This window comes from Bradyrhizobium sp. FW305-F6, from assembly GCF_058782905.1.
In genome coordinates, this window is record NZ_JBYSYD010000001.1 from 1,878,125 (window position 1) to 1,896,996 (window position 18,872).

The 18,872-nt window shown below is 64.7% G+C and carries 14 protein-coding genes; 3 read left to right on the forward strand and 11 right to left on the reverse strand.

Annotated elements, in window-relative coordinates; genetic code table 11:
• Nucleotides 1-34: 34 nt before the first annotated feature.
• The 3 genes from AC3WLX_RS09090 to AC3WLX_RS09100 all read right to left on the reverse strand — a co-directional run bounded on the left by AC3WLX_RS09090 (nt 35) and on the right by AC3WLX_RS09100 (nt 3,689).
• Nucleotides 35-1,702 (reverse strand): regulator, encoded by a 1,668-nt coding sequence (locus AC3WLX_RS09090; RefSeq protein WP_492335568.1) that lies wholly within the window; start codon nt 1,700-1,702, stop codon nt 35-37.
• A complete protein-coding gene (locus AC3WLX_RS09095) occupies nt 1,699-2,412 on the reverse strand; it encodes a cysteine hydrolase family protein (protein ID WP_492335569.1) in 714 nt (237 codons plus the stop codon). Before AC3WLX_RS09095 ends, AC3WLX_RS09090 begins: the two co-directional genes overlap by 4 nt.
• Nucleotides 2,413-2,735: 323 nt before the next feature.
• On the reverse strand, nt 2,736-3,689 hold the full coding sequence (locus AC3WLX_RS09100) for a hypothetical protein (RefSeq protein ID WP_492335570.1): 954 nt from the start codon (nt 3,687-3,689) through the stop codon (nt 2,736-2,738).
• Nucleotides 3,690-3,855: 166 nt separating this feature from the next.
• Between AC3WLX_RS09100 and AC3WLX_RS09105 the strand changes: the two genes are divergently transcribed.
• Entirely contained in the window at nt 3,856-7,332 is a 3,477-nt protein-coding gene (locus AC3WLX_RS09105) for an indolepyruvate ferredoxin oxidoreductase family protein (RefSeq protein ID WP_492335571.1), read from the forward strand.
• Between the two features lie 197 nt (nt 7,333-7,529).
• Here the strand turns inward: AC3WLX_RS09105 and AC3WLX_RS09110 are convergent, their stop codons facing one another.
• From AC3WLX_RS09110 to AC3WLX_RS09120, 3 genes are all read right to left on the reverse strand, one after another.
• Nucleotides 7,530-8,549 (reverse strand): S1C family serine protease, encoded by a 1,020-nt coding sequence (locus AC3WLX_RS09110; protein ID WP_492335572.1) that lies wholly within the window; start codon nt 8,547-8,549, stop codon nt 7,530-7,532.
• A 92-nt stretch (nt 8,550-8,641) separates the two neighbouring features.
• Nucleotides 8,642-9,085 carry a hypothetical protein gene (locus AC3WLX_RS09115; RefSeq protein WP_492335573.1) on the reverse strand — a complete coding sequence of 148 codons (444 nt, stop codon included), beginning with the start codon at nt 9,083-9,085 and terminating at the stop codon, nt 8,642-8,644.
• Nucleotides 9,086-9,293: 208 nt separating this feature from the next.
• Nucleotides 9,294-10,892 carry a GMC family oxidoreductase gene (locus tag AC3WLX_RS09120; RefSeq protein ID WP_492335574.1) on the reverse strand — a complete coding sequence of 533 codons (1,599 nt, stop codon included), beginning with the start codon at nt 10,890-10,892 and terminating at the stop codon, nt 9,294-9,296.
• Between the two features lie 201 nt (nt 10,893-11,093).
• On the opposite strand from AC3WLX_RS09120, the gene AC3WLX_RS09125 reads away from it, so the two are divergent.
• Nucleotides 11,094-11,882: a thermonuclease family protein gene (locus AC3WLX_RS09125; RefSeq protein WP_492335575.1), complete on the forward strand. Its 789-nt coding sequence runs from the start codon at nt 11,094-11,096 to the stop codon at nt 11,880-11,882.
• A gap of 222 nt (nt 11,883-12,104) precedes the next feature.
• On the opposite strand, the gene cyoD is transcribed toward AC3WLX_RS09125, so the two are convergent.
• Genes cyoD through AC3WLX_RS09145 form a run of 4 tightly spaced genes read right to left on the reverse strand, consistent with a single transcriptional unit; the run spans nt 12,105 to nt 15,952 of the window.
• Nucleotides 12,105-12,491: a cytochrome o ubiquinol oxidase subunit IV gene (cyoD, locus tag AC3WLX_RS09130; RefSeq protein ID WP_492335576.1), complete on the reverse strand. Its 387-nt coding sequence runs from the start codon at nt 12,489-12,491 to the stop codon at nt 12,105-12,107.
• The gene (locus AC3WLX_RS09135) at nt 12,488-13,129 is read right to left on the reverse strand and encodes a cytochrome (ubi)quinol oxidase subunit III (protein WP_291629382.1); all 642 of its coding nucleotides are present in this window, start codon (nt 13,127-13,129) and stop codon (nt 12,488-12,490) included. Before AC3WLX_RS09135 ends, cyoD begins: the two co-directional genes overlap by 4 nt.
• On the reverse strand, nt 13,129-15,129 hold the full coding sequence (gene cyoB / locus AC3WLX_RS09140; protein WP_492335577.1) for a cytochrome o ubiquinol oxidase subunit I: 2,001 nt from the start codon (nt 15,127-15,129) through the stop codon (nt 13,129-13,131). Before cyoB ends, AC3WLX_RS09135 begins: the two co-directional genes overlap by 1 nt.
• Nucleotides 15,119-15,952 (reverse strand): cytochrome ubiquinol oxidase subunit II family protein, encoded by an 834-nt coding sequence (locus AC3WLX_RS09145; RefSeq protein ID WP_492335578.1) that lies wholly within the window; start codon nt 15,950-15,952, stop codon nt 15,119-15,121. The genes cyoB and AC3WLX_RS09145 overlap by 11 nt, the downstream gene beginning before the upstream one ends.
• Before the next feature lie 235 nt (nt 15,953-16,187).
• Between AC3WLX_RS09145 and AC3WLX_RS09150 the strand changes: the two genes are divergently transcribed.
• The gene (locus AC3WLX_RS09150) at nt 16,188-16,988 is read left to right on the forward strand and encodes an SDR family NAD(P)-dependent oxidoreductase (RefSeq protein ID WP_492335579.1); all 801 of its coding nucleotides are present in this window, start codon (nt 16,188-16,190) and stop codon (nt 16,986-16,988) included.
• 399 nt (nt 16,989-17,387) lie between these two features.
• Here AC3WLX_RS09150 and AC3WLX_RS09155 read toward each other — a convergent pair whose 3' ends face one another.
• Nucleotides 17,388-18,698, reverse strand: a complete 1,311-nt coding sequence (locus AC3WLX_RS09155; protein WP_492335580.1) for a PQQ-dependent sugar dehydrogenase — start codon at nt 18,696-18,698, stop codon at nt 17,388-17,390.
• Nucleotides 18,699-18,872: the final 174 nt, after the last annotated feature.

Genomic DNA, 18,872 nt, shown 5'->3' on the forward strand with positions numbered 1-18,872 from the left:
GGCCCGGCCGTTCCGCAAGCCCCCTCGTGCAGGACTACTCCGCCGGCGCGGCCGACATTTCCGGATGCGCAGCATAGTGCTCGCTCGTACCGAGCTTGCCGGCGGCGAACAGGCCTGCGGCCATCACGGCATAGGCCAGCGCGACCGCCGGCGTCACGCCAAAGCCGCCGCCGATGCCCACCGCCTCGCCATGCATGAAACCGAAATAGGTCAGGATCGCCCCGACCAGCGCAAAGGCGGACGCCTTCTCGAAATCGCGTTCGATGATGAAGACGCCGATCGCCCCAAGGATCAGGCCGCCGAGGATGGAGCCGCCGCCCATCACCTCGAGGCCGTGATAAAACACGCCCTGCTGCGGCAGGGCGGCAATCGCGGCTGCCTTGACCGCATCGGCCTTGTCGGCCGCCAAGCCGCCGACGCTTGCCGCCGCATTCATGGTCGAGCCGAGCATGGTGTCGATCTGGAGCTTGGCCCAGGCGGCCAGATGCGGGGTCAGCGCCAGCACGATCGCGGGCGCGTGCTTGACCGGCGTGGTCTGGAAGGCCTGCGCACCGATCAGCATGCCGATGTAGAGCAGGATCGGCGAGATCGCGACGACAGGCACCAGCGCCAGCAGCACTGAGATGATGCCGAACCAGGACAGCACGACCACCATGATGCCGGTCGCCGCGGAGTAGCCGATCCGGCCTCCCATCGCCTTCCAGCCGGGATGGCCGATATAGACCGCGTTGATGAAGGGGTTGCCCATCAGGCAGCCGATCAGGCTGACGACGCCGTCGGCGGTGAGCACGCGCGTGGTGGGATAGTCGTCGCCGGCCGCCTCCGCGCTCTCAACATTGTCCATGGCCTCGACGAGGTCGTAGATGCCGAACGGAATGGCCGTGACCAGGATGATGCCGAGGAATTCGAAGCCGGAGAAGACATAGCCAAAGGCCGGGATCGGCACCGAGAAGCCGAAATTGGCAAACGCCGCGCCGACACCCGCGATGCTCAACCCGCCGAGGCCAAGGCCGAACAGGTTCGAGCCCCAGGCGATGATCATGCCGACCGCAATGGCGACGAGGCCCGCGGGCATGCCGCGCCAGTACTTCACGCCGCCGAACCAGCTCACCAGGATGATGGCGAAGCAGACGAGGCCGATCTGCGGCGTCATGTACATCTCGAGTGCCGGCCGCATCGAGATGAAGGTGACGGAGACGCCGGCGAGCGTGCCGAGCAGCGCTGCGCGCGGCGTGATCTTGCGGATGAACGGCGCGATGAAGCCGCCGATCATGAGAATGAAGCTCTGGAAGAACACCCAGACCAGGCCCGCCGACCAGCCCTTGAGCGGATCGCCGGTCTTGAGCGTGATCGGCAGCATGATCACGAAGGTGACGATGAACATGTGCGGCACGCTGACGCCAGAGGGCAGCGCGCAGACGTCGTTGCGGCCGGTCTTCCGTGCGAGGCGATAAGCAAGGTAGGCGTAATAGAAGGTGGACAGGCACATCATCAGCCCGAGCGCGGGCAGGATGCGGCCGAACACGAGGCTGTCAGGCATCTTCAGCACGAAGCGCAACAGCCCCGTGAGCACAAGCATGTTGACGAGGATGTTGGTGCCGAAGCCGAAGAACGCGTTCCAGTCGCCCGATGTCCATAGCGCCGGCTTGAACCCAGACTTGTCGATCTCAGGCTTGCCGGCTGTCCCCGCCAATGCGCTCATGATGTTCCCCCTGCTGTGGCCGAACTCTTCATCGCCTCCAAGACTGCGGCTGAGCTGGCGACCCAGCCGAAGATGCCGCCCTGGGCCTTGATCATCTTCAGGCCCATCTCGTGAAATTCGGGGAAGTAGGATGCGCAGCCGTCGGAGATGACGACACAGCGATAGCCCCGGTCATTGGCCTCGCGCACGGTGGTGTTGACGCACACTTCCGTGGTGACGCCGCAGACCAGCAGGTTCTCGATGCCGTATTTCTCCAGGACATCGCCGAGCTCGGTGGCATAGAAGGCGCCCTTGCCCGGCTTGTCGATCACAACCTCGCTGTCGAGCGGATAGAGCTCGGGAATGATGTCGTGCCCGGCCTCGCCGCGGATGAGGATGCGGCCCATCGGACCGGGATCACCGATACGAAGGCTCGGCTTGCCGCGCTCGACCTTTGCCGGCGGCGCGTCGGAGAGATCGGGCAGGTGCCCCTCGCGCGTGTGGATCACCAGCATGCCGGTGTCGCGCGCAGACGTCAGCACCGCGCCGATCGGCTTCACCGCGCGCGCAAGCTGATTGACGTCGTTACCGAGCGTCTCGCCGAATCCGCCGGGCTCCATGAAGTCGCGCTGCATGTCGATGATGAGAAGCGCGGTGGCGGACCAATCGAGCGTGATCGGCTCGGGCTCGGCGCTGATGGCGCCCTTCTTCGGCTTGACCGAGTTCAACATGACGCAGGCCCCGCGAGAACTCTCCTGGTCGGGAGTTCTGCAAACGCCGTGCCATTGTGTACAATTGCGGAAGGCGGCGCGCGGCGATGGAAGTTCAAGCGTACTCAGACGGTTATGCCGGATACCGGCGTCTGCTCATTCCCTGTGCGACGTCTCTACGTCGTGCATTTGCTTAAATGATGGGCGGAGCAACGCTCTCTCGACTCGTCATTCCGGGGCGCGACGAAGTCGCGAGCCCGGAATCCATCGGGCCGCAATACGAGAGGTGAAATGGATTCCTGGCTCGCGCTACGCGCGCCCCGGAATGACGACAGAGGGCGCGCCTACTTCCCTGCCCCATACAGTTGCCGATACTCCTCCTCATACGGCGCATAGGAGTCCTTCAGCGTCGCCATGTTCAGCAGCATGGTCGCAACAACCGAGCCCGCCTTGTCGAAAACGCGCGTCTTCACCCAGGCGCTTTCGGTGCGGCGGCTGCCGGAGAGCGCGACCACCTCGCGCTCGACCTCATACTCCTCACCCTCGAAGAGCGGCCCTTTCACCAGACGGATCTCCTGGTCGGCGAACAGGCCGACGGCCGGGCCCTTGGACGGAAGCGCATCGTCCTTGGAGCGATACTGGAACAGCACGCTCAGCATTTCCATCGGGATGATCGGCCTGCCCCACGGATTATTCGTGCCCGCGTAGTACGGCGAGTTCTCGGTGATGACGGCGAGTTTCTCCCGAAGGGAAAACGGATAGAGGTCGCCCATGTTTTGGTCGAATGCCATGTGGACCGACTGCCGCTTGCTCGTCTGCGCCACTTTCACGTCGCGCAGGATCACGGGATCGGTGAGCGGCTTCAGCTCGCCGAGGCGTGTCTCGAGCGCCGTCGCAACCGGCGCATCGCCCACCGAGGCCGTGCCGCGCAGCACCTCGGTGCCGTCGCGCTTCACCATCTGAATTTGGCACAGGCTCGTGCGAGGCAAGGGCTTCGACAGGATCGCCTGCACCTCCTCGCCTTCGTAACAGACACTGCGGTAATGCGCGGAAAGGCAGCCGGTCTCGAACCAGGCCTGTCCCCACTGCCGTTCGCCGAGCGGCGCGAACTGGCTGAAATGGGTCGGGCCCTCGATCGTGCCGCCCTTGAAGCCGAGCTTCTGCGCGGTCGCGTCGTCGTGGATAGAGGCGTGCGCATCATAGGTTTGCGCTTGCAGCATCTGGCGCGGCTGACGCCACGGCCCGATCAGCGCCTCGGGCGTCTCCGTGATTTCAGTATCGAAAGCATTTACAGCCATGATGATCTCCGCGGGGGCAAGCCATGACTAACAGGACCGCCACGGATGCGGCTAGCCGTATTGACTTCGCCAGCCCATCCTTTTGAGTGTCACAATTCGCTTCACGCCGCCGCGATCCCTCCCGCAGCGCACACCCGCGCCGGACCACGAGACGAGGACTCCTGAAATGACGTTGTTGCAGGTCGAGCTGGACGACAAATACCGGCTCGAAGCGAAGCGGATCTTCCTGTCCGGCACCCAGGCCCTGGTTCGCCTGCCCATGTTGCAGCGCGAACGCGACCGGGTTCAGGGCCTCAACACCGGCGGCTTCATCTCGGGTTATCGCGGCTCACCGCTCGGCATGTACGACCATGCGTTGTGGCGGGCGAAGGCTCATCTCCAGCAGCACGACATCGCCTTCGTCCCCGGACTGAACGAGGACCTGGCCGCGACCGCGGTCTGGGGCAGCCAGCAGGTCGGCCTGTTTCCTGGCGCCAAGGTCGATGGCGTGTTCGGCATCTGGTACGGCAAGGGCCCGGGCGTCGATCGCTCGGTGGACGCGCTCAAGCATGCCAATGCAGCCGGCACCTCGCTGAACGGCGGCGTGCTTGCGCTTGCCGGCGACGACCACGGCTGCCAGTCCTCGACGCTGGCGCATCAGAGCGAGCAGGTGTTCGCGGCGGCACTCATCCCCGTGATCAATCCGGCGACGCTGCAGGATTATCTCGACCTTGGTCTCTACGGTTTTGCGCTGTCGCGCTTTTCGGGCTGCTGGGTCGGCTTCAAGGCGATCAGCGAGACCGTGGAGAGCTCCGCGTCGATCTATAGCGATCCTGAACGTATCCAGATCAAGCTGCCCGACGATTTCGAGATGCCGCCTGGCGGCCTCAACATCCGCTGGCCCGATCCGCCGCTTGAAGCCGAGAAGCGCCTGTTCGGCCCGAAGATGGCGGCGGTGCAGGCCTTCGCCCGCGCCAACCAGCTCGATCGCGTCGTGCTCGATTCCAAGCCGGCGCGGCTCGGCATCGCCGCGACCGGCAAGGCCTATCTCGACCTGCGCCAGGCGCTCGCCGACCTCGGCATCACCGACAAGGACGCCCAGGATCTCGGCCTTCGCATCTACAAGGTCGCGATGACCTGGCCGCTGGAGGAAAGCGGCGCCAAGCGCTTCGCCGAGGGCCTTCAGGACGTGCTGGTGGTCGAGGAGAAGCGGGGCTTCATCGAAGACCAACTGATGCGCATCCTCTACAACGTCGATGCGTCGCGGCGTCCGACCGTCTCGGGCAAACGCGACGAGCGCGGCGCACCGTTGCTGCCGAGCGAGGGAGAGCTGACGCCGACCATTGTCGCCGGCGCGCTGGTGGCGCGCTTGCGCAAGCTCGGCCATCACAGCCCGGTGCTGGAACAGCGACTCGCGCGGCTCGAAGCGTTCGACAATCCCGTCACCACCAACGCGCCGATCAAGCTCGCACGCACGCCGTTCTTCTGCTCGGGCTGCCCGCACAACACCTCTACGCGCGTACCGGAGGGCAGCCGCGCCATGGCCGGCATCGGCTGCCACGGCATGGCCCTGAGCATGCCGACCCGCCGCACAGACTTGATCTCGCATATGGGCGCCGAGGGCGTGAACTGGATCGGCCAGTCGCCCTTCACCACCGAGAATCATATCTTCCAGAATCTCGGCGACGGCACCTACACCCATTCCGGGCTGCTCGCCCTTCGCGCTGCGTCCGCCGCCGGCATCAACATCACCTACAAGATCCTCTACAACGACGCCGTCGCGATGACTGGCGGCCAGCCGGCCGAAGGTGCCTTCAACGTCGCGCAGATCGCGCATCAGGTCTGGGCCGAAGGCGTCAAGCGGCTCGCGATCGTTTCCGACGATCCGAGCAAATACCCGCAAGGCAATTACTTCCCGCAGGGCGCCACGATCCATCACCGCCGCGAGCTCGACGCCGTGCAGCGCGAGTTGCGTGATATCAAGGGCCTCACCGTCATCGTCTACGACCAGACCTGCGCCGCTGAAAAGCGCCGCCGCCGCAAGCGCGGGCTCTATCCCGATCCCGCCAAGCGCGCCTTCATCAACGAGCTGGTCTGCGAAGGCTGCGGCGACTGCTCGCAGGCCTCGAACTGCGTCTCGGTGCAGCCGCTGGAGACCGAGTTCGGCCGCAAGCGACAGATCGATCAGTCGAACTGCAACAAGGATTTTTCCTGCGTCGAGGGCTTTTGCCCGAGTTTTGTCACCGTGCATGGCGGCAGCCTCAAGCGCATGAAGACCTCGGCGGTGGATTCCGGCCAATTGTTCGCCGATCTGCCGCTGCCGCCCGTGCGTGAGCTCGACGGCCCCTACAACATCCTCGTCACCGGCATCGGCGGCACCGGCGTGATCACCATCGGCGCGCTGCTCGGCATGGCCGCCCATGTCGACGGCCGCGGCTGCTCGGCGCTGGACTTCACCGGCCTGTCGCAGAAGAACGGCGCGGTGATGAGCCATGTCCGTATCGCGCCGAAGCCTGAGGACATCTCGGCGGTTCGCATCACCACGGGCGGCGCCGACGTCATCCTCGGCTGCGACATGATCGTCTCGGCCGGCCCGTCTGCGCTGAGCCGCGCCGAGCGCGGCGTGACCAAGGCCTATATCAACGCCGATCTGCAGCCGACCGCGAGTTTCGTGCAGAACCCCGATCTCGATTTCGAGATGGGCACGATGCAGACCGTGCTGCGCGACGCCATCGGCGACAACAACCTCGACATCATCGACGCCACGGGCATTGCTTCGGCACTGATGGGCGACAGCATCGCAACCAATCCCTTCATGCTCGGCTTCGCGTTCCAGAAGGGCGCGATCCCGCTATCGCTGGAGGCTCTGCTTCGTGCCATCGAGATCAACGGCGCCGCGATCGAGATGAACAAGCTCGCCTTCACCTGGGGACGCCTTGCCGCCCACGACATGTCGCGGGTGCGCAGCGTGTTGCAGTTCAAGGCCCGTGCGTCGGCGCCGGCGAAATCGCTCGACGACATCATCGCGACGCGCGCCGAGTTCCTGACCTCCTATCAAGACAGGGCCTACGCTGACCGCTACCTCGCAGCTGTTGCCAAGGTGCGCAAGGCAGAGAACGCGGTTTCGCCCGCCTCCACGGAGCTGACCGAGGCGGTCGCGAAGAATTTGTTCAAGCTGATGTCCTACAAGGACGAATACGAGGTCGCGCGGCTCTATACCGACGGCAGCTTCGCCAGGAAAGTGTCGGAGAAGTTCGACGGCGATTTCACGCTGAAGTACCATCTGGCACCGCCGATCTTCGCAAGGCGTGACAAGGCGACCGGCCGGCTCCAGAAGCAGGAGTTCGGCGGCTGGATGATCCACGCCTTCCGCGTGCTGGCCAAGCTCAAGTTCCTGCGCGGCACCGCATTCGATCCGTTCGGCCGCACCGGGGAGCGCCGGACCGAGCGGAAGCTGGTCGCGGACTATCTATCGATGATCGACCAGCGGACCACGAGCTTGAAGGCGGAGCAAATCCCGCTGCTGACACGCCTCGCGCGCGTGCCCGAGACCATCCGCGGCTTCGGCCATGTCAAGGAAGCCAACATCAAGCTGGCGGCGGCCGAGACGGCGCGGCTGGAAGCGGAGCTGGAGAACAGCCGTTTTGCCGCCGCTGCGGAGTAGCGAAGGACGAACTGCTATCACCACCGTCATTGTGAGGACACGCTCGCCACGCATTCAGCGTCGTCGCCCGGATCGACCGGGTGATCCGGTACGCCGAGACGATTGTGGTTGAATCGATAAGCGCGGCGTACTGGATGCCCGCCTTCGCGGCCATCCAGTAGTAGAGGCGGTTAGACGGAAATCTTCGCCTGCCCGGTTCAGCGCGCCGGCTTGCGCTCGATCGGGTCGATGTCGATCGCGCGCAGGCGGCCGAGCCGCAGCACGTCCATGGCCAAGCGCCGGCCGATGCGGTCGCGGTCGAGCACGCGGATCAGATCATCGACGCCGTTGATCTCGACGCCGTCGAGCCCGATCACGACGTCGCCGGGCAGTAGGCCCGCCTTCGCCGCCGGTCCGTCCGGCTCGATCTGCATCAAGAGCGCGCCCATCTTGTTCTCGACACCGGCCAGCACCGCATGCCGCCGCGGGACCGGCGCGGTCTGCCCGGCCACACCGATATAGGCGCGGCGGACATAGCCGTGGCGGATGATCTCCGACAGCACGAATTGCGCGGTGTTGCTGGCGACCGCGAAGCAGATGCCTTGCGCGCCATTGATGATGGCCGTGTTGATGCCGATTACCTCGGCATGCGATGACACCAGCGGCCCGCCGGAATTGCCGGGATTGAGCGCAGCATCGGTCTGGATCACGTCCTCGATGGTGCGCCCGCTGACCGAGCGGATCGAGCGTCCGAGCGCCGAGACCACGCCGGCGGTCACGGTCGATTCGAAGCCGAGCGGATTGCCGATCGCGATCACGAGCTGGCCGCGACGCAACGTCTTGGAATTGCCGAGCGCGGCAAAGGGCAAGTGGCGAGCGCCGTTCGCGCGCAGCAGCGCAAGGTCCGTATCGGGATCGACGCCGAGCACCTGGGCGTCGCCGACATGGCCCTCGACGTCGCGCAGCCGGATCTCCCTGGACGTGCCGACCACATGGCTGTTGGTGAGCACGAGCCCGTCCGGAGAGATCACGATGCCCGAGCCGAGCCCGCCGCGTTCGCGTCGATCAGGCACTTTCGGCCCGGTCTCGACCCGCACGACCGCGGGGCCGACGCGATCGGTCACGTCGATCACGGCATTGGAATAAGCGTCCAGCAGCGCCCGGTCATCGACCGGGTCAGCAGCCGCCGTTCGCGATGACGGTGCGTCATCGGCGATATCTGAGGTGAAATCCAACATGGCAAGAATCCTCGAAGGCTCACACAGATGGTGGCCTGCCTCCTGCCGCGCAAGATGCTCGCCCGGAGCGCGGGGCTGGACTGCCCGGATGGCTAGGGCGCCCGCCTCAGCGCGCCGCCTCGCGCCTTGACCGGGTCGAGCAGCGACCAGTCCCCGTCCGGAAGCACATGGCCCTTGGGGAATGGCGCGCGCAGTTCGATTCCCAGCGAACCGAGCACGCGGTCATCGCGGTAGTAGCATTGCAGGACAACGCGGACGAGCGTTGCGGCGGCGACGCCGCCGGACAACCGGAACTGCTGGGCGACGCCGTCGCGCGCGCCGGGCTCGAGATCGGCCAGCGGCATGCCGGCGAGCCGTGCCAGATGATCCAGTGCGGCCGCCACCAATCTGGTGTCACGGCCGAGCGTTGCGAGGATGTCGGCCTGGATCGCGGGATCGTCGGCGCCGGGGACCTTATACTCGTCGCTGGCAGGAATGATCATGGCGGCGATGGTGCGGAGGTCATCGCGCTGCCGCGGCGTGAGCTGATCAGTCATGGCGTCCTCGCATCAAAACGTTGCGGCCGAGTTGCTTGTGCGCTCCCTCCCCCGCTTGCGGGGGAGGGTTGGGGAGAGGGTGTCTCCGCGGCGGGATTCCCCCAGAGGAGAGAAACCCTCGCCCGCCCCGCTCTTCGAGCGCGGCGACCTCTCCCGCAAGCGGGAGAGGTGCAGCGAGTCCGCAGCAAGCTGAGTGGAATCATCATCTCTAGTCAAACAAATTGGCCAAACGCTGCTTCATCTGGTCGGCGATGTACAGCGCGAGGGCCTGGATGGTGGAGGTCGGGTTCACCCCGCCCGAGGTGACGAAGATGCTGCCGTCGACGATGAAGAGGTTCTTCACGTCGTGCGTGCGGCCCCATTCGTTGACGACGGAGCGCTCGGGGTCGGTGCCCATGCGCGCGGTGCCGAGCAGGTGCCAGCCGCCCCAGGGGATCGGATTGTTGATGCAGATGTCGGTCGCGCCGGCAGTCTCGAGAATCTCCCGGCCGCGCGCCAGCCCGTGCTCCATCATTTTTCGGCTGTTCTCGCTGATCGTATAGTCGATCCTGGGCGCCGGGATGCCATGACTGTCCTTCAGCACCGGATCGAGCGTGATGCGGTTGTGCTCCTCTGGCAGGTCCTCGCAGATTGCCGACACTGCGAGCCGATGACCGTTGAGCTTGCGGAAGACGCGATGGTGGTCCGCGCCCCAGGGCAGTATGCCTTTTTGCTCGCTGGCGACCGCCTCGAACACCGGCCCTGCGCCGCGGCCGAACTGGATGGCGTAGCCGCGCACGAAGCCGCGCGACAGGTCGGTGTCGTAAAACTCCTTGCTCCACAGACAGGTCGGCGGCGCCCGATTGCTGTCGGTCGGCTCCTTCACGAATCCGTAGATCTGCGCATAGGGATGGAACATCAGGTTCTTGCCGACGAGACCGGACGAATTTGCAAGCCCGTTAGGAAAGCGTCCCGATGCAGAGTTCAGCAGCAGCCGTGGCGTGCCGACGCCGTTGCAGGCGATGATGACGACATGCGCCGGCTGAAACTGCTCGACGCCGTCCTTATCGTAGTAGACCACGCCGGACGCCATGCCGTTCTCGTCGGTGGTGATCTCGCGCACCCGGCAATGGGTGCGCAGCTCGACGCCGGCACGGATGGCTTGGGGCCAATAGGTGATGTCGGTGGACGACTTTGCGCCCTGCGCGCAGGCCGGCGTGCAATGGCCGAGATTGATGCAGCGCGCCCGTCCCTCATAGTCCATCGTCGCGACCGTGGTGTCCGAGGGCCACCAGTGCCAACCAAGCTCGTTCATGGCCTTGGCAATGACGGCGCCGGACAGGCCCATCGGCTGTTGCGGCATCGGCGGATGCGTCAGCGGCGAGAGCGGATCGCCCGACAGGCCGGACGTGCCCATCATGCGGTCGTTCTCTTCGAAGAACGGCGTCAGCGCGTCGTAATCGATCGGCCAGTCGTCGGCGACGCCATCCAGCGTCTTCACCTTGAAGTCGGAGGGATGCAGCCGCGGCCAGTGCGCGGTGTACATCACCGTCGAGCCGCCGACCGCATTGTAGTTGACGACCTTGATCGGTGAGTTGTCGTCGTTGACGGGGTAGTCCTCGGGCCGGCCGCGGACGTTCGGGCTCGACGACCATTCGCCGTAAAACTTGGCCTCCCAGTCGCGGCCGGTGCTGGGATATTCCGCCGGATTCATCCAGCCGCCCTGCTCCAGGCAAAGGATGTGCATCTTGGTTTCGGCCAGCGACCACGCCACCGCGGCGCCAGATGCGCCGGCGCCGATGATCAGCACGTCCACGGGGTCTTTCATCGCACCTTGTCCTCCCGCCCTCGCCGCTTTTCGGGCGATCCGGCCGCACGCGGTCAGCGTGGCCGGAGAACGATAGAGTCAGAGCGATGGCCGAGTAAAGCCGCGAGGCCGGAATGTCGCAATTCGCGAGGCGCAGGCCATTGGTATCGCCACATCCCGATGCTAGGAACAGGGCGCCCGAGCCATCGATAGCGAGACCGTATGTCCTTCCGAAACTTCTTTGCCGCCGCCCGCGCTTTTGCGCTCGTTTCGTTTTTTGCATTGCCCGGGCTTCTGGGATCGTCCGGGCCGGTCTTTGCGCTGACCGCCGCCGCGACCGCCCGGGACGGCAATTCGATCCAGCTCGGGGATGTCACCTACCGGCTCGACGGCGTCGACGCGCCCGAACTCGACCAGGTCTGCATCGACGACCATGCCGATCCCTGGACCTGCGGCATCGCGGCCCGCGACCAGCTCACCAAGCTGATCAAGGGACGGGTGGTACGCTGTGACGATGTCGGTCCGGAGAAGAGCTTTGGCAAACGCCATCGCGCGATCTGCACGGCCGAAGGCGACAAGGCCAGCTTGAACGAGCAATTGATCAAGCTCGGCTTTGCCCTCGCCCGCGAGCCGGTCAAGACCAGTGTCAAGTCGGCGGCGACCGAGGCCAAGGCCACGGGGGCCGGCATCTGGAAGGGCTGCTTTGTTGCGCCGCAGGATTTCCGGAGCGGCAAGAAGGACGGCGCGCTTCTGGGCGCCGCCTGCCGGCCCGACCGCGACAAGGAGATCCGCGCCGTGCTGTTCCCGGAAGAGCTGGTCATGCCGCCGAGTTGCAGCATCAAGGGCAAGCTCGCGGCGCGCGCGCGCGTCACGGGCAATGTCGGCATCTATCATCTGCGGGGCTGCCCAAGCTATCCCGCCATCACCACTCCGGAACGCTGGTTCTGCTCCGAGGACGACGCTCAGGCGGCCGGTTTCCGCAAGGCCTATAATTGCCGCCGGCCGAAGTGAGCGCGTGCTTCTCGCAGCCGTGAGTGGCAGTCCGGGACCGTATTGATCCGGAATTGAACTTCAGCGGCAGTTGCAGCATTTGTAGTGCTGACGCAAGCGCCTTGCGCGAGCGTTTCCTTGGCAGCAATCCGGCTCCGGCCCGATTGTCCTTGCTTGGGCGTTTCCTCCCTAGACTTGGGCCGCTTGTCACCACAAGCGGCTCTTCTTTTTTCTGCGGGTCCTTCATTGCATCCGCATGATGTGATCCATCGGCATCATGTTGGCGTTCAAATTTGCCATGATCCAGATGCTGCCTCCAATCACGAGAATGACGACCATAAGGCCGAAGGCGAGCGCCAGCACGTTGTTGGTATTGTCGGGACCGGTGGTGATGTGAAGGAAGAACACGAGGTGCACGCCCATCTGCGCGATCGCAAGCACGATCATCGCAACAGGAATCGAAGGCTGCCAGACCAGATCCGTGCCGGCGATGAAGAACGACGTCGCGGTGAGCAGCAACGCAAGCACGAGCCCGACGACGTAGCCAAGCACGCGAGCGCCAACGCTGTGCTGCTCTTCCTCGCCCGGGGCGAGGTCGTGTTCGGCCACGCCATGCGACTGCTCACTCATGGCGCACTCCCGAGCAAATAAACGACTGAGAACACGGCGACCCAGACGATGTCGAGGGCGTGCCAGAACAGCGCAAAGCACGTCATCCGGCGCAGTATGTCGGCGCGAAAGCCTTTTGCATACACTTGGGCCATCATGGTGAGTAGCCACAGGATGCCGGCGGAGACGTGCAGACCATGGCATCCGACCAGCGAGAAGAAAGCGGTGAGGAACGCGCTGCGCGAGGGACCATAGCCGCGCGCGATGAGATCGGCGAATTCGCGGAACTCGAGCACGAGGAATGTCAGCCCGAGCGCACACGTGATCGCCATAGAGACATAGAACCACAGCCTGTTGCGGACGTCGGCGGCGATGCTGGCCATGCCGCAGGTGAAGCTCGACAGCAGCAGGCAGACCGTCTCGATCGCAACGGTCTTCTGCTCGAAGATCTCCGAGCCCTTCGGGCCATCGGCGGTCTGGCCTGACAGCACCGCATAGGCTGCGAAGAAGCAGGAGAACATCACGATGTCGGAGAGCAGGAAGATCCAGAAACCGTAGGCGGTCACGATCCGTTTCGGCGCCGGTCCCGAATGCTCGATGACTGAGCCGACGTGGTGGGGATCGGCGTGCGCACGGCCGGCGGTCGCGGTCATCGCCATCAGGCTTCTCCCGCCGTGCTGACGAGGCCGCGCCGCTGCTGGAGATTGAGGCGGTCTATCGCCGCGACCTCCGCAGCCGGAATGACGTATTCGTCATGGTCCCGCCAGGCGAACACGACGAAGGTCGCCCACGCGCCCAATCCGCCCAGGATCACCATCCACCAGATGTGCCAGATCAGCGCGAATCCCATGATGGTGGCGAAGAACGCGCAAACGAATCCTGTCGGAGAGTTCCGGGGCATCTCGATGTCCCGATATTGCGGCCCGTCGGCATCGAGCATCTGCTGCTTCGCGCGGGCCTTCATATCCCAATAGGCGTCCTCGCCCCGCACATCCGGATTGAAAGCGAAATTGAACACCGGCGGCGGCGACGAGGTCGACCATTCCAGCGAGCGCCCGTCCCAGGGATCGCCGGTCCGGTCGCGCAAGGCCTCGCGGTTGCGGACGCTAACAACAATCTGCACGATCTGGCATACTACCCCGATCGTCAGCACCGCCACGCCGACGACCGCAACGATCATCCAGGGCCGCCAGGCCGCAACGTCGTAGTGCTGCATGCGCCTGGTCATGCCGAGCAAGCCGACGATGTAGAGCGGCATGAACGTGATGAAGAAGCCGATGAAGGTGAACCAGAACGCGGCCTTGCCCCAACGTTCGTCGAGACGGAAGCCGAACGCCTTTGGGAACCAGTACTCGAAGCCGGCGAAGACGCCGAACAGCACGCCGCCGATGATCACGTTGTGGAAGTGCGCCACCAGGAACATGCTGTTGTGGAGGATGAAGTCGGCCGGCGGCACCGCGAGCAGCACGCCTGTTAGTCCGCCGATGATGAACGTCACCATGAAGCCGATCGCCCACAGCATCGGCGTCGCGAAGCGGATGCGGCCCCCATACATCGTGAACAACCAATTGTAGATCTTCACGCCGGTCGGTATCGCAATGATCATACTGGCGATGCCGAAGATGGCGTTGACGTTGGGACCTGCGCCCATCGTGAAGAAGTGGTGCAACCAGACCATGAAGGAGACGACGCAGATCGCCATGGTGGCCAGCACCATGGAGCGGTAGCCAAACAGCGCCTTGCCGGAGAAGGTGGAGACCACCTCGGAGAAGATGCCAAAAGCCGGCAGCACCAGGATGTAGACCTCCGGATGGCCCCAGGCCCAGATCAGGTTCATGAACATCATGACGTTGCCACCGGCCTCGTTGGTGAAAAAGTGAAAGCCGAGGTAACGGTCGAGCAGCAGCATCGCGAGCGTCGCGGTGAGGATCGGGAAGGCAGCGACGATGAGAAGGTTCGAGGCCAGCGTGGTCCAGCAGAACATCGGCATGCGCAGGTAGTTCATGCCCTTGGTGCGCAGCTTCAGCACCGTCGTGACCAGATTGATGCCGGCGACCAGCGTCCCGATGCCTGATATCTGGAGCGACCAGGCGTAATAGTCGACGCCGACGCCCGGCGAGTAGGACAATTCCGACAGCGGCGGAAAGGCGAGCCAGCCGGTACGCGCGAACTCGCCGACCACGAGCGACATGTTGACCAGCAGCGCGCCGGTCGCGGTCAGCCAGAAGCCGACCGAATTCAGCGTCGGGAAGGCAACATCGCGCACCCCGAGCTGGAGCGGCACGATGAGGTTCATCAGCCCGATCACGAACGGCATCGCCACGAAGAAGATCATGATGGTGCCGTGCGCCGAGAAGATCTGGTTGTAGTGCTCGGGCGGCAGGTAACCGGGCGACTGGTAGGCCACGGCCTGCTGGATCCGCATCATGATGGCGTCGCTGCCGCCGCGCAGCAGCATCACCGAGGCCAGCAAGATGTACATGACGCCGATGCGCTTGTGATCGACGCTGGTGATCCATTCGCGCCAAAGATAGGGCAGATGGCCTTTCACCACGACCCAGGTCAGCACGCCGAAGATCGCGACCAGCACCACCCCGCCGGCCACGAGCGGTATCGGCTGATCGAGCGGGATGGCCGACCAGTCGAGCTTACCGAGCATGGTGGCCTCCACCGTGCGGCCGGCCCGCTCCGGACACGAGCTCCGGTCCTGGACCTGGCGGAATCTGCTGAGTTGCGATCAGCTCGAACAGGCGCGGGTCTTCGAGGCGGTAGACCGGCCGGCCCTTCTCGATGCCCTGCTGCATCAGCTTCTTGTAGCTGTCCGCGTTCAGCACCGCATCGGTTTTCGCGGTGGCCGCGACCCACTCCGGAAAGGCGAGCGGCGAGACCACGTTGACGTCGAACATCATGTCTGGGAAACCGTCGCCGGAGAAGTGCGCCGACAGTCCCTGCAGCTTGCCTTCATTGTCGGCGCGCAGGTTCAGCCGCGTCACCATGCCGTTCATGGTGTAGATCATGCTGCCGAGCTGCGGGATGAAGAACGTGTTCATCACGCTCGACGACGTTAGGTGGAAATTCAGCTCGGCGCCGACGGGCACCGTCAGCGTATTGACGGTGGCGATACGCTGGTCGGGATAGATGAACAGCCATTTCCAGTCGAGCGAGACGGCCTGGATCCGCACCGGGCTGCCGGTGCCGGGAACGGGCGCGGCCGGATCGAGCTGATGCGAGCCGATCCAGGCGACGCCGCCGAGCAGGATCACGGTGAGCGCCGGAATCGACCACACCACCATTTCGACGCGGCCGGAATAGACGAAGTCGGGCCGGTAGCGCGCTCTGGGATTCGAGGCGCGAAACCAGAACGCGAAGCCCAGGATCGCAATGATGGTGGGCACCACGATCACGAGCATGATGAAGACGGAATCGATCAGGATGGTGCTGTTGCCCGCGGCCACGGGCCCTTGCGGATCGAGCAGATTCATCGGCAAGCCACTGGCGGTTGGGAAGCCCCTAGACTGAGCCTAGCGCGGGAAAGGCTCCGCCACAAACGCTGGCGTACCGGGACGGTTCCTGGAGTGCCGCGAGTAGCGATACAAGAAGGGGCGGCCACGACATGCATTTCCGTGTGATGTCAATGACATGTACGCAGAAAGCGCCGCCTTCTCAACGGCCGGGACGATTGCTAGTTTGCACGAAAATATTGGGGAGTGAACCGAGATGCGCCTGAAGGACAAGGTTGCGATCGTCGTCGGTGCCGGGCAGAGCCCCGGCGAAGGCATCGGCAATGGCCGCGCGACAGCGCTCACCTTCGCGCGTGAGGGCGCCAAGGTCCTGTGCGTCGACCATCATCCGGACTCGGCGCAGGAAACGGTCGCGATGATCGCCGCCGCACAAGGCACCGCCGCGGCCTTCAAGGCCGACGTGACCAAGGCTGCCGACATCGAAGCAATGGTCAAGGACGCGCAATCGCGCTGGGGCCGGATCGACGTGCTGCATAACAATGTCGGCGTCAGCCTCGGCGGCGGCGATGCCGAACTGCTGCAACTAACGGAAGAGGCGTTCGACCGCGTCGTCGCGATCAACCTGAAGAGCTGCATTCTCGCCGCAAAAGAGGTGATCCCGATCATGCGCACGCAACGCAGCGGCGCCATCATCAACATCTCCTCGATGGCGGCCATCACCACCTATCCCTACGTCGCCTACAAGGCGACGAAGTCGGCCATGATCGCCTTCACCGAGCAGCTCGCCTACCAGAACGCCGAGTACGGCATCCGCGCCAATGTCATCCTGCCCGGCCTGATGAACACGCCGATGGCGGTCGATACCCGCGCCCGCGAATGGCACAAGACCCGCGCCGAGGTCGAAGCCGACCGCGACAGCAAGGTGCCGCTTCGCAAGAAGATGGGCACCGGCTGGGACGTCGCCAACGCCGCGCTGTTCTTGGCGAGCGACGAAGCCAGTTTCATTACCGGCGTAACGCTGCCGGTGGATGGCGGTGCAAGCGTGCGACGGGGATAGGTGAGGCAGCGTGCTGCTCTTACCCTCCCCTGGAGGGAAGGGCAATCGCATATGGCGCGATCTCACCTGTGGCCATCCTTCGAGACGCCCGCCGTTGGCGGGCCCTCAGGATGAGGATCGAGGACGTTGAGCCAGTTTCAACGGGCTCCGATGCTGCTTAGCCTCATCCTGAGGAGACCGCGAAGCGGTCGTCTCGAAGGACGAGGGGCGCGCTCAGCTCGCGCAACGAGCCAAATGCGATAGCCCTGCCCTGGAGGGGGAGGGTCGATGCGCATGCAGCTAAGCGAAATGCGCAGCGGGGTGGAGTGACGGTCTCTCCACATCGAACGCTGCCCGAGTGGAGAGATCACCCCACCCCGGCGCTTCGCGCCGACCCTCCCCCTCCAGGGGAGGGTAAGATCAGTGCGTCACCCGCCAGATCGTGCCGTTGCCGTCCTCCGACACCAGCAGCGATCCATCCTTCGCCACCGCCACGCCCACCGGCCGGCCCCACACCTCCGTGTCGTTCACGACGAACCCCGTGACGAAATCCTCGTACTCGCCGGTCGGCTTGCCATCCTTCATCTTGATGCGGATCACCTTGTAGCCGGTGCGCTTCGACCTGTTCCAGGAGCCGTGCTCGGCGGCGAAGGCGTCGCCCTGGTAGTCGGGCGGAAACTGCGCGCCCTGATAAAATGTCATGCCGAGCGAGGCCGAGTGCGGCTGGATCAGCACATCGGGGACGGTCACCTTGTCCTTGAGATCCGGTCGCGCGCCGGCATGGCGCGGGTCTTCGTTGTTGCCGATGTAGAACCACGGCCAGCCGTAGAAGCCGCCCTCCTTCACGCTGGTCACGTAATCGGGCACGAGATCGTCGCCGAGACCGTCGCGCTCGTTGATCGAACACCAGGGCAGGCCGGTTTGCGGCTGGATTGCGAGGCCGACGCAGTTGCGCAGTCCGGTGGCGTAGATCTTCCTCTCCTTGCCGTCGGGATTGAAGGCCAGCACGGCGGCACGTTCGAGCTCGCTGGCCCATGTTGCGCCGAGCGGCTGTGTCTTCGACCAGGCCTCCATCCCGCCGGGTGGTGTGCCCATGCCCTCCGCGACATTGCTGAGCGAGCCGACCGAGACCAGCATGCGCTTGCCGTCGGAGGTGAAGACGATGTCGCGGGTGGAATGGCCCCCATCCGGCAGGCTCGCCACGATCGTCTCCGCTTTGCCGCGCGTCTTGAGATCGCCGTCCTTGTAGGGAAAGCGAACGACGCTGTCGGTGTTGGCGACATAGACCCATTGCGGATTGTCGCCGTTCGGGAAGAAGGCGATGCCGAAGGGTTGCCGCAGTCCGCTGGCAAACACCTCGTTGGTCGCGACCTTGCCGCCCTCCCCGGCACGAAGCACGCGGATGTTGCCGGCCCGCGTCTCCGCAACGAACACATCGCCATTCGGCGCCACGCGTATGATGCGCGGCGCGCGCAGGCCGTCCGCGAACAGTTCGATCTTGAATCCGGCCGGCACCTGGAGCGCGGCCTCCGGCGGGCGCGGCACCACGCGCGACGAGCTCGCAACCGACCGCGTAGCGCCCGGCCTGACCAGATCCTGCGGTCGGATCAGCCTGACCGTGCCCGGCTTGTCGGCCCGCCAGTCGCCATAGGCGTCCCTGCCCTGCAACACCGGCTCGGCTTGCGCGCCGGCTGCGACGAGCAGCGCCAACGCAATTGCCACGAACGTCATCCTGTTGCTCAATTCGTCGTCCTCCTCTTTGCACGTGTCGCGCGTCAACGCCGATCACCCGCAAAAGGTCTGAATCAGTTTAGAGGCCTGCCGAATCCCGCGTCAGCTCATGCCCGCACGATGGGCGTCAGCCCCCGGCCCAGCATACTGGAAAATGCAGTTGATCGGTGCGAC

What these genes read in the sequence shown, in the direction of transcription:
- AC3WLX_RS09105 (WP_492335571.1), top strand. Translation starts at nt 3,856, where the DNA reads ATGACGTTGTTGCAGGTCGAGCTGGACGACAAATACCGGCTCGAAGCG.
- AC3WLX_RS09135 (WP_291629382.1), bottom strand. Translation starts at nt 13,129, where the DNA reads ATGGCGATGACCGCGACCGCCGGCCGTGCGCACGCCGATCCCCACCAC.
- cyoD (WP_492335576.1), bottom strand. Translation starts at nt 12,491, where the DNA reads ATGAGTGAGCAGTCGCATGGCGTGGCCGAACACGACCTCGCCCCGGGC.
- AC3WLX_RS09145 (WP_492335578.1), bottom strand. Translation starts at nt 15,952, where the DNA reads ATGAATCTGCTCGATCCGCAAGGGCCCGTGGCCGCGGGCAACAGCACC.
- AC3WLX_RS09125 (WP_492335575.1), top strand. Translation starts at nt 11,094, where the DNA reads ATGTCCTTCCGAAACTTCTTTGCCGCCGCCCGCGCTTTTGCGCTCGTT.
- AC3WLX_RS09150 (WP_492335579.1), top strand. Translation starts at nt 16,188, where the DNA reads ATGCGCCTGAAGGACAAGGTTGCGATCGTCGTCGGTGCCGGGCAGAGC.
- AC3WLX_RS09120 (WP_492335574.1), bottom strand. Translation starts at nt 10,892, where the DNA reads ATGAAAGACCCCGTGGACGTGCTGATCATCGGCGCCGGCGCATCTGGC.
- AC3WLX_RS09115 (WP_492335573.1), bottom strand. Translation starts at nt 9,085, where the DNA reads ATGACTGATCAGCTCACGCCGCGGCAGCGCGATGACCTCCGCACCATC.
- cyoB (WP_492335577.1), bottom strand. Translation starts at nt 15,129, where the DNA reads ATGCTCGGTAAGCTCGACTGGTCGGCCATCCCGCTCGATCAGCCGATA.
- AC3WLX_RS09100 (WP_492335570.1), bottom strand. Translation starts at nt 3,689, where the DNA reads ATGGCTGTAAATGCTTTCGATACTGAAATCACGGAGACGCCCGAGGCG.
- AC3WLX_RS09090 (WP_492335568.1), bottom strand. Translation starts at nt 1,702, where the DNA reads ATGAGCGCATTGGCGGGGACAGCCGGCAAGCCTGAGATCGACAAGTCT.
- AC3WLX_RS09155 (WP_492335580.1), bottom strand. Translation starts at nt 18,698, where the DNA reads ATGACGTTCGTGGCAATTGCGTTGGCGCTGCTCGTCGCAGCCGGCGCG.
- AC3WLX_RS09110 (WP_492335572.1), bottom strand. Translation starts at nt 8,549, where the DNA reads ATGTTGGATTTCACCTCAGATATCGCCGATGACGCACCGTCATCGCGA.
- AC3WLX_RS09095 (WP_492335569.1), bottom strand. Translation starts at nt 2,412, where the DNA reads ATGTTGAACTCGGTCAAGCCGAAGAAGGGCGCCATCAGCGCCGAGCCC.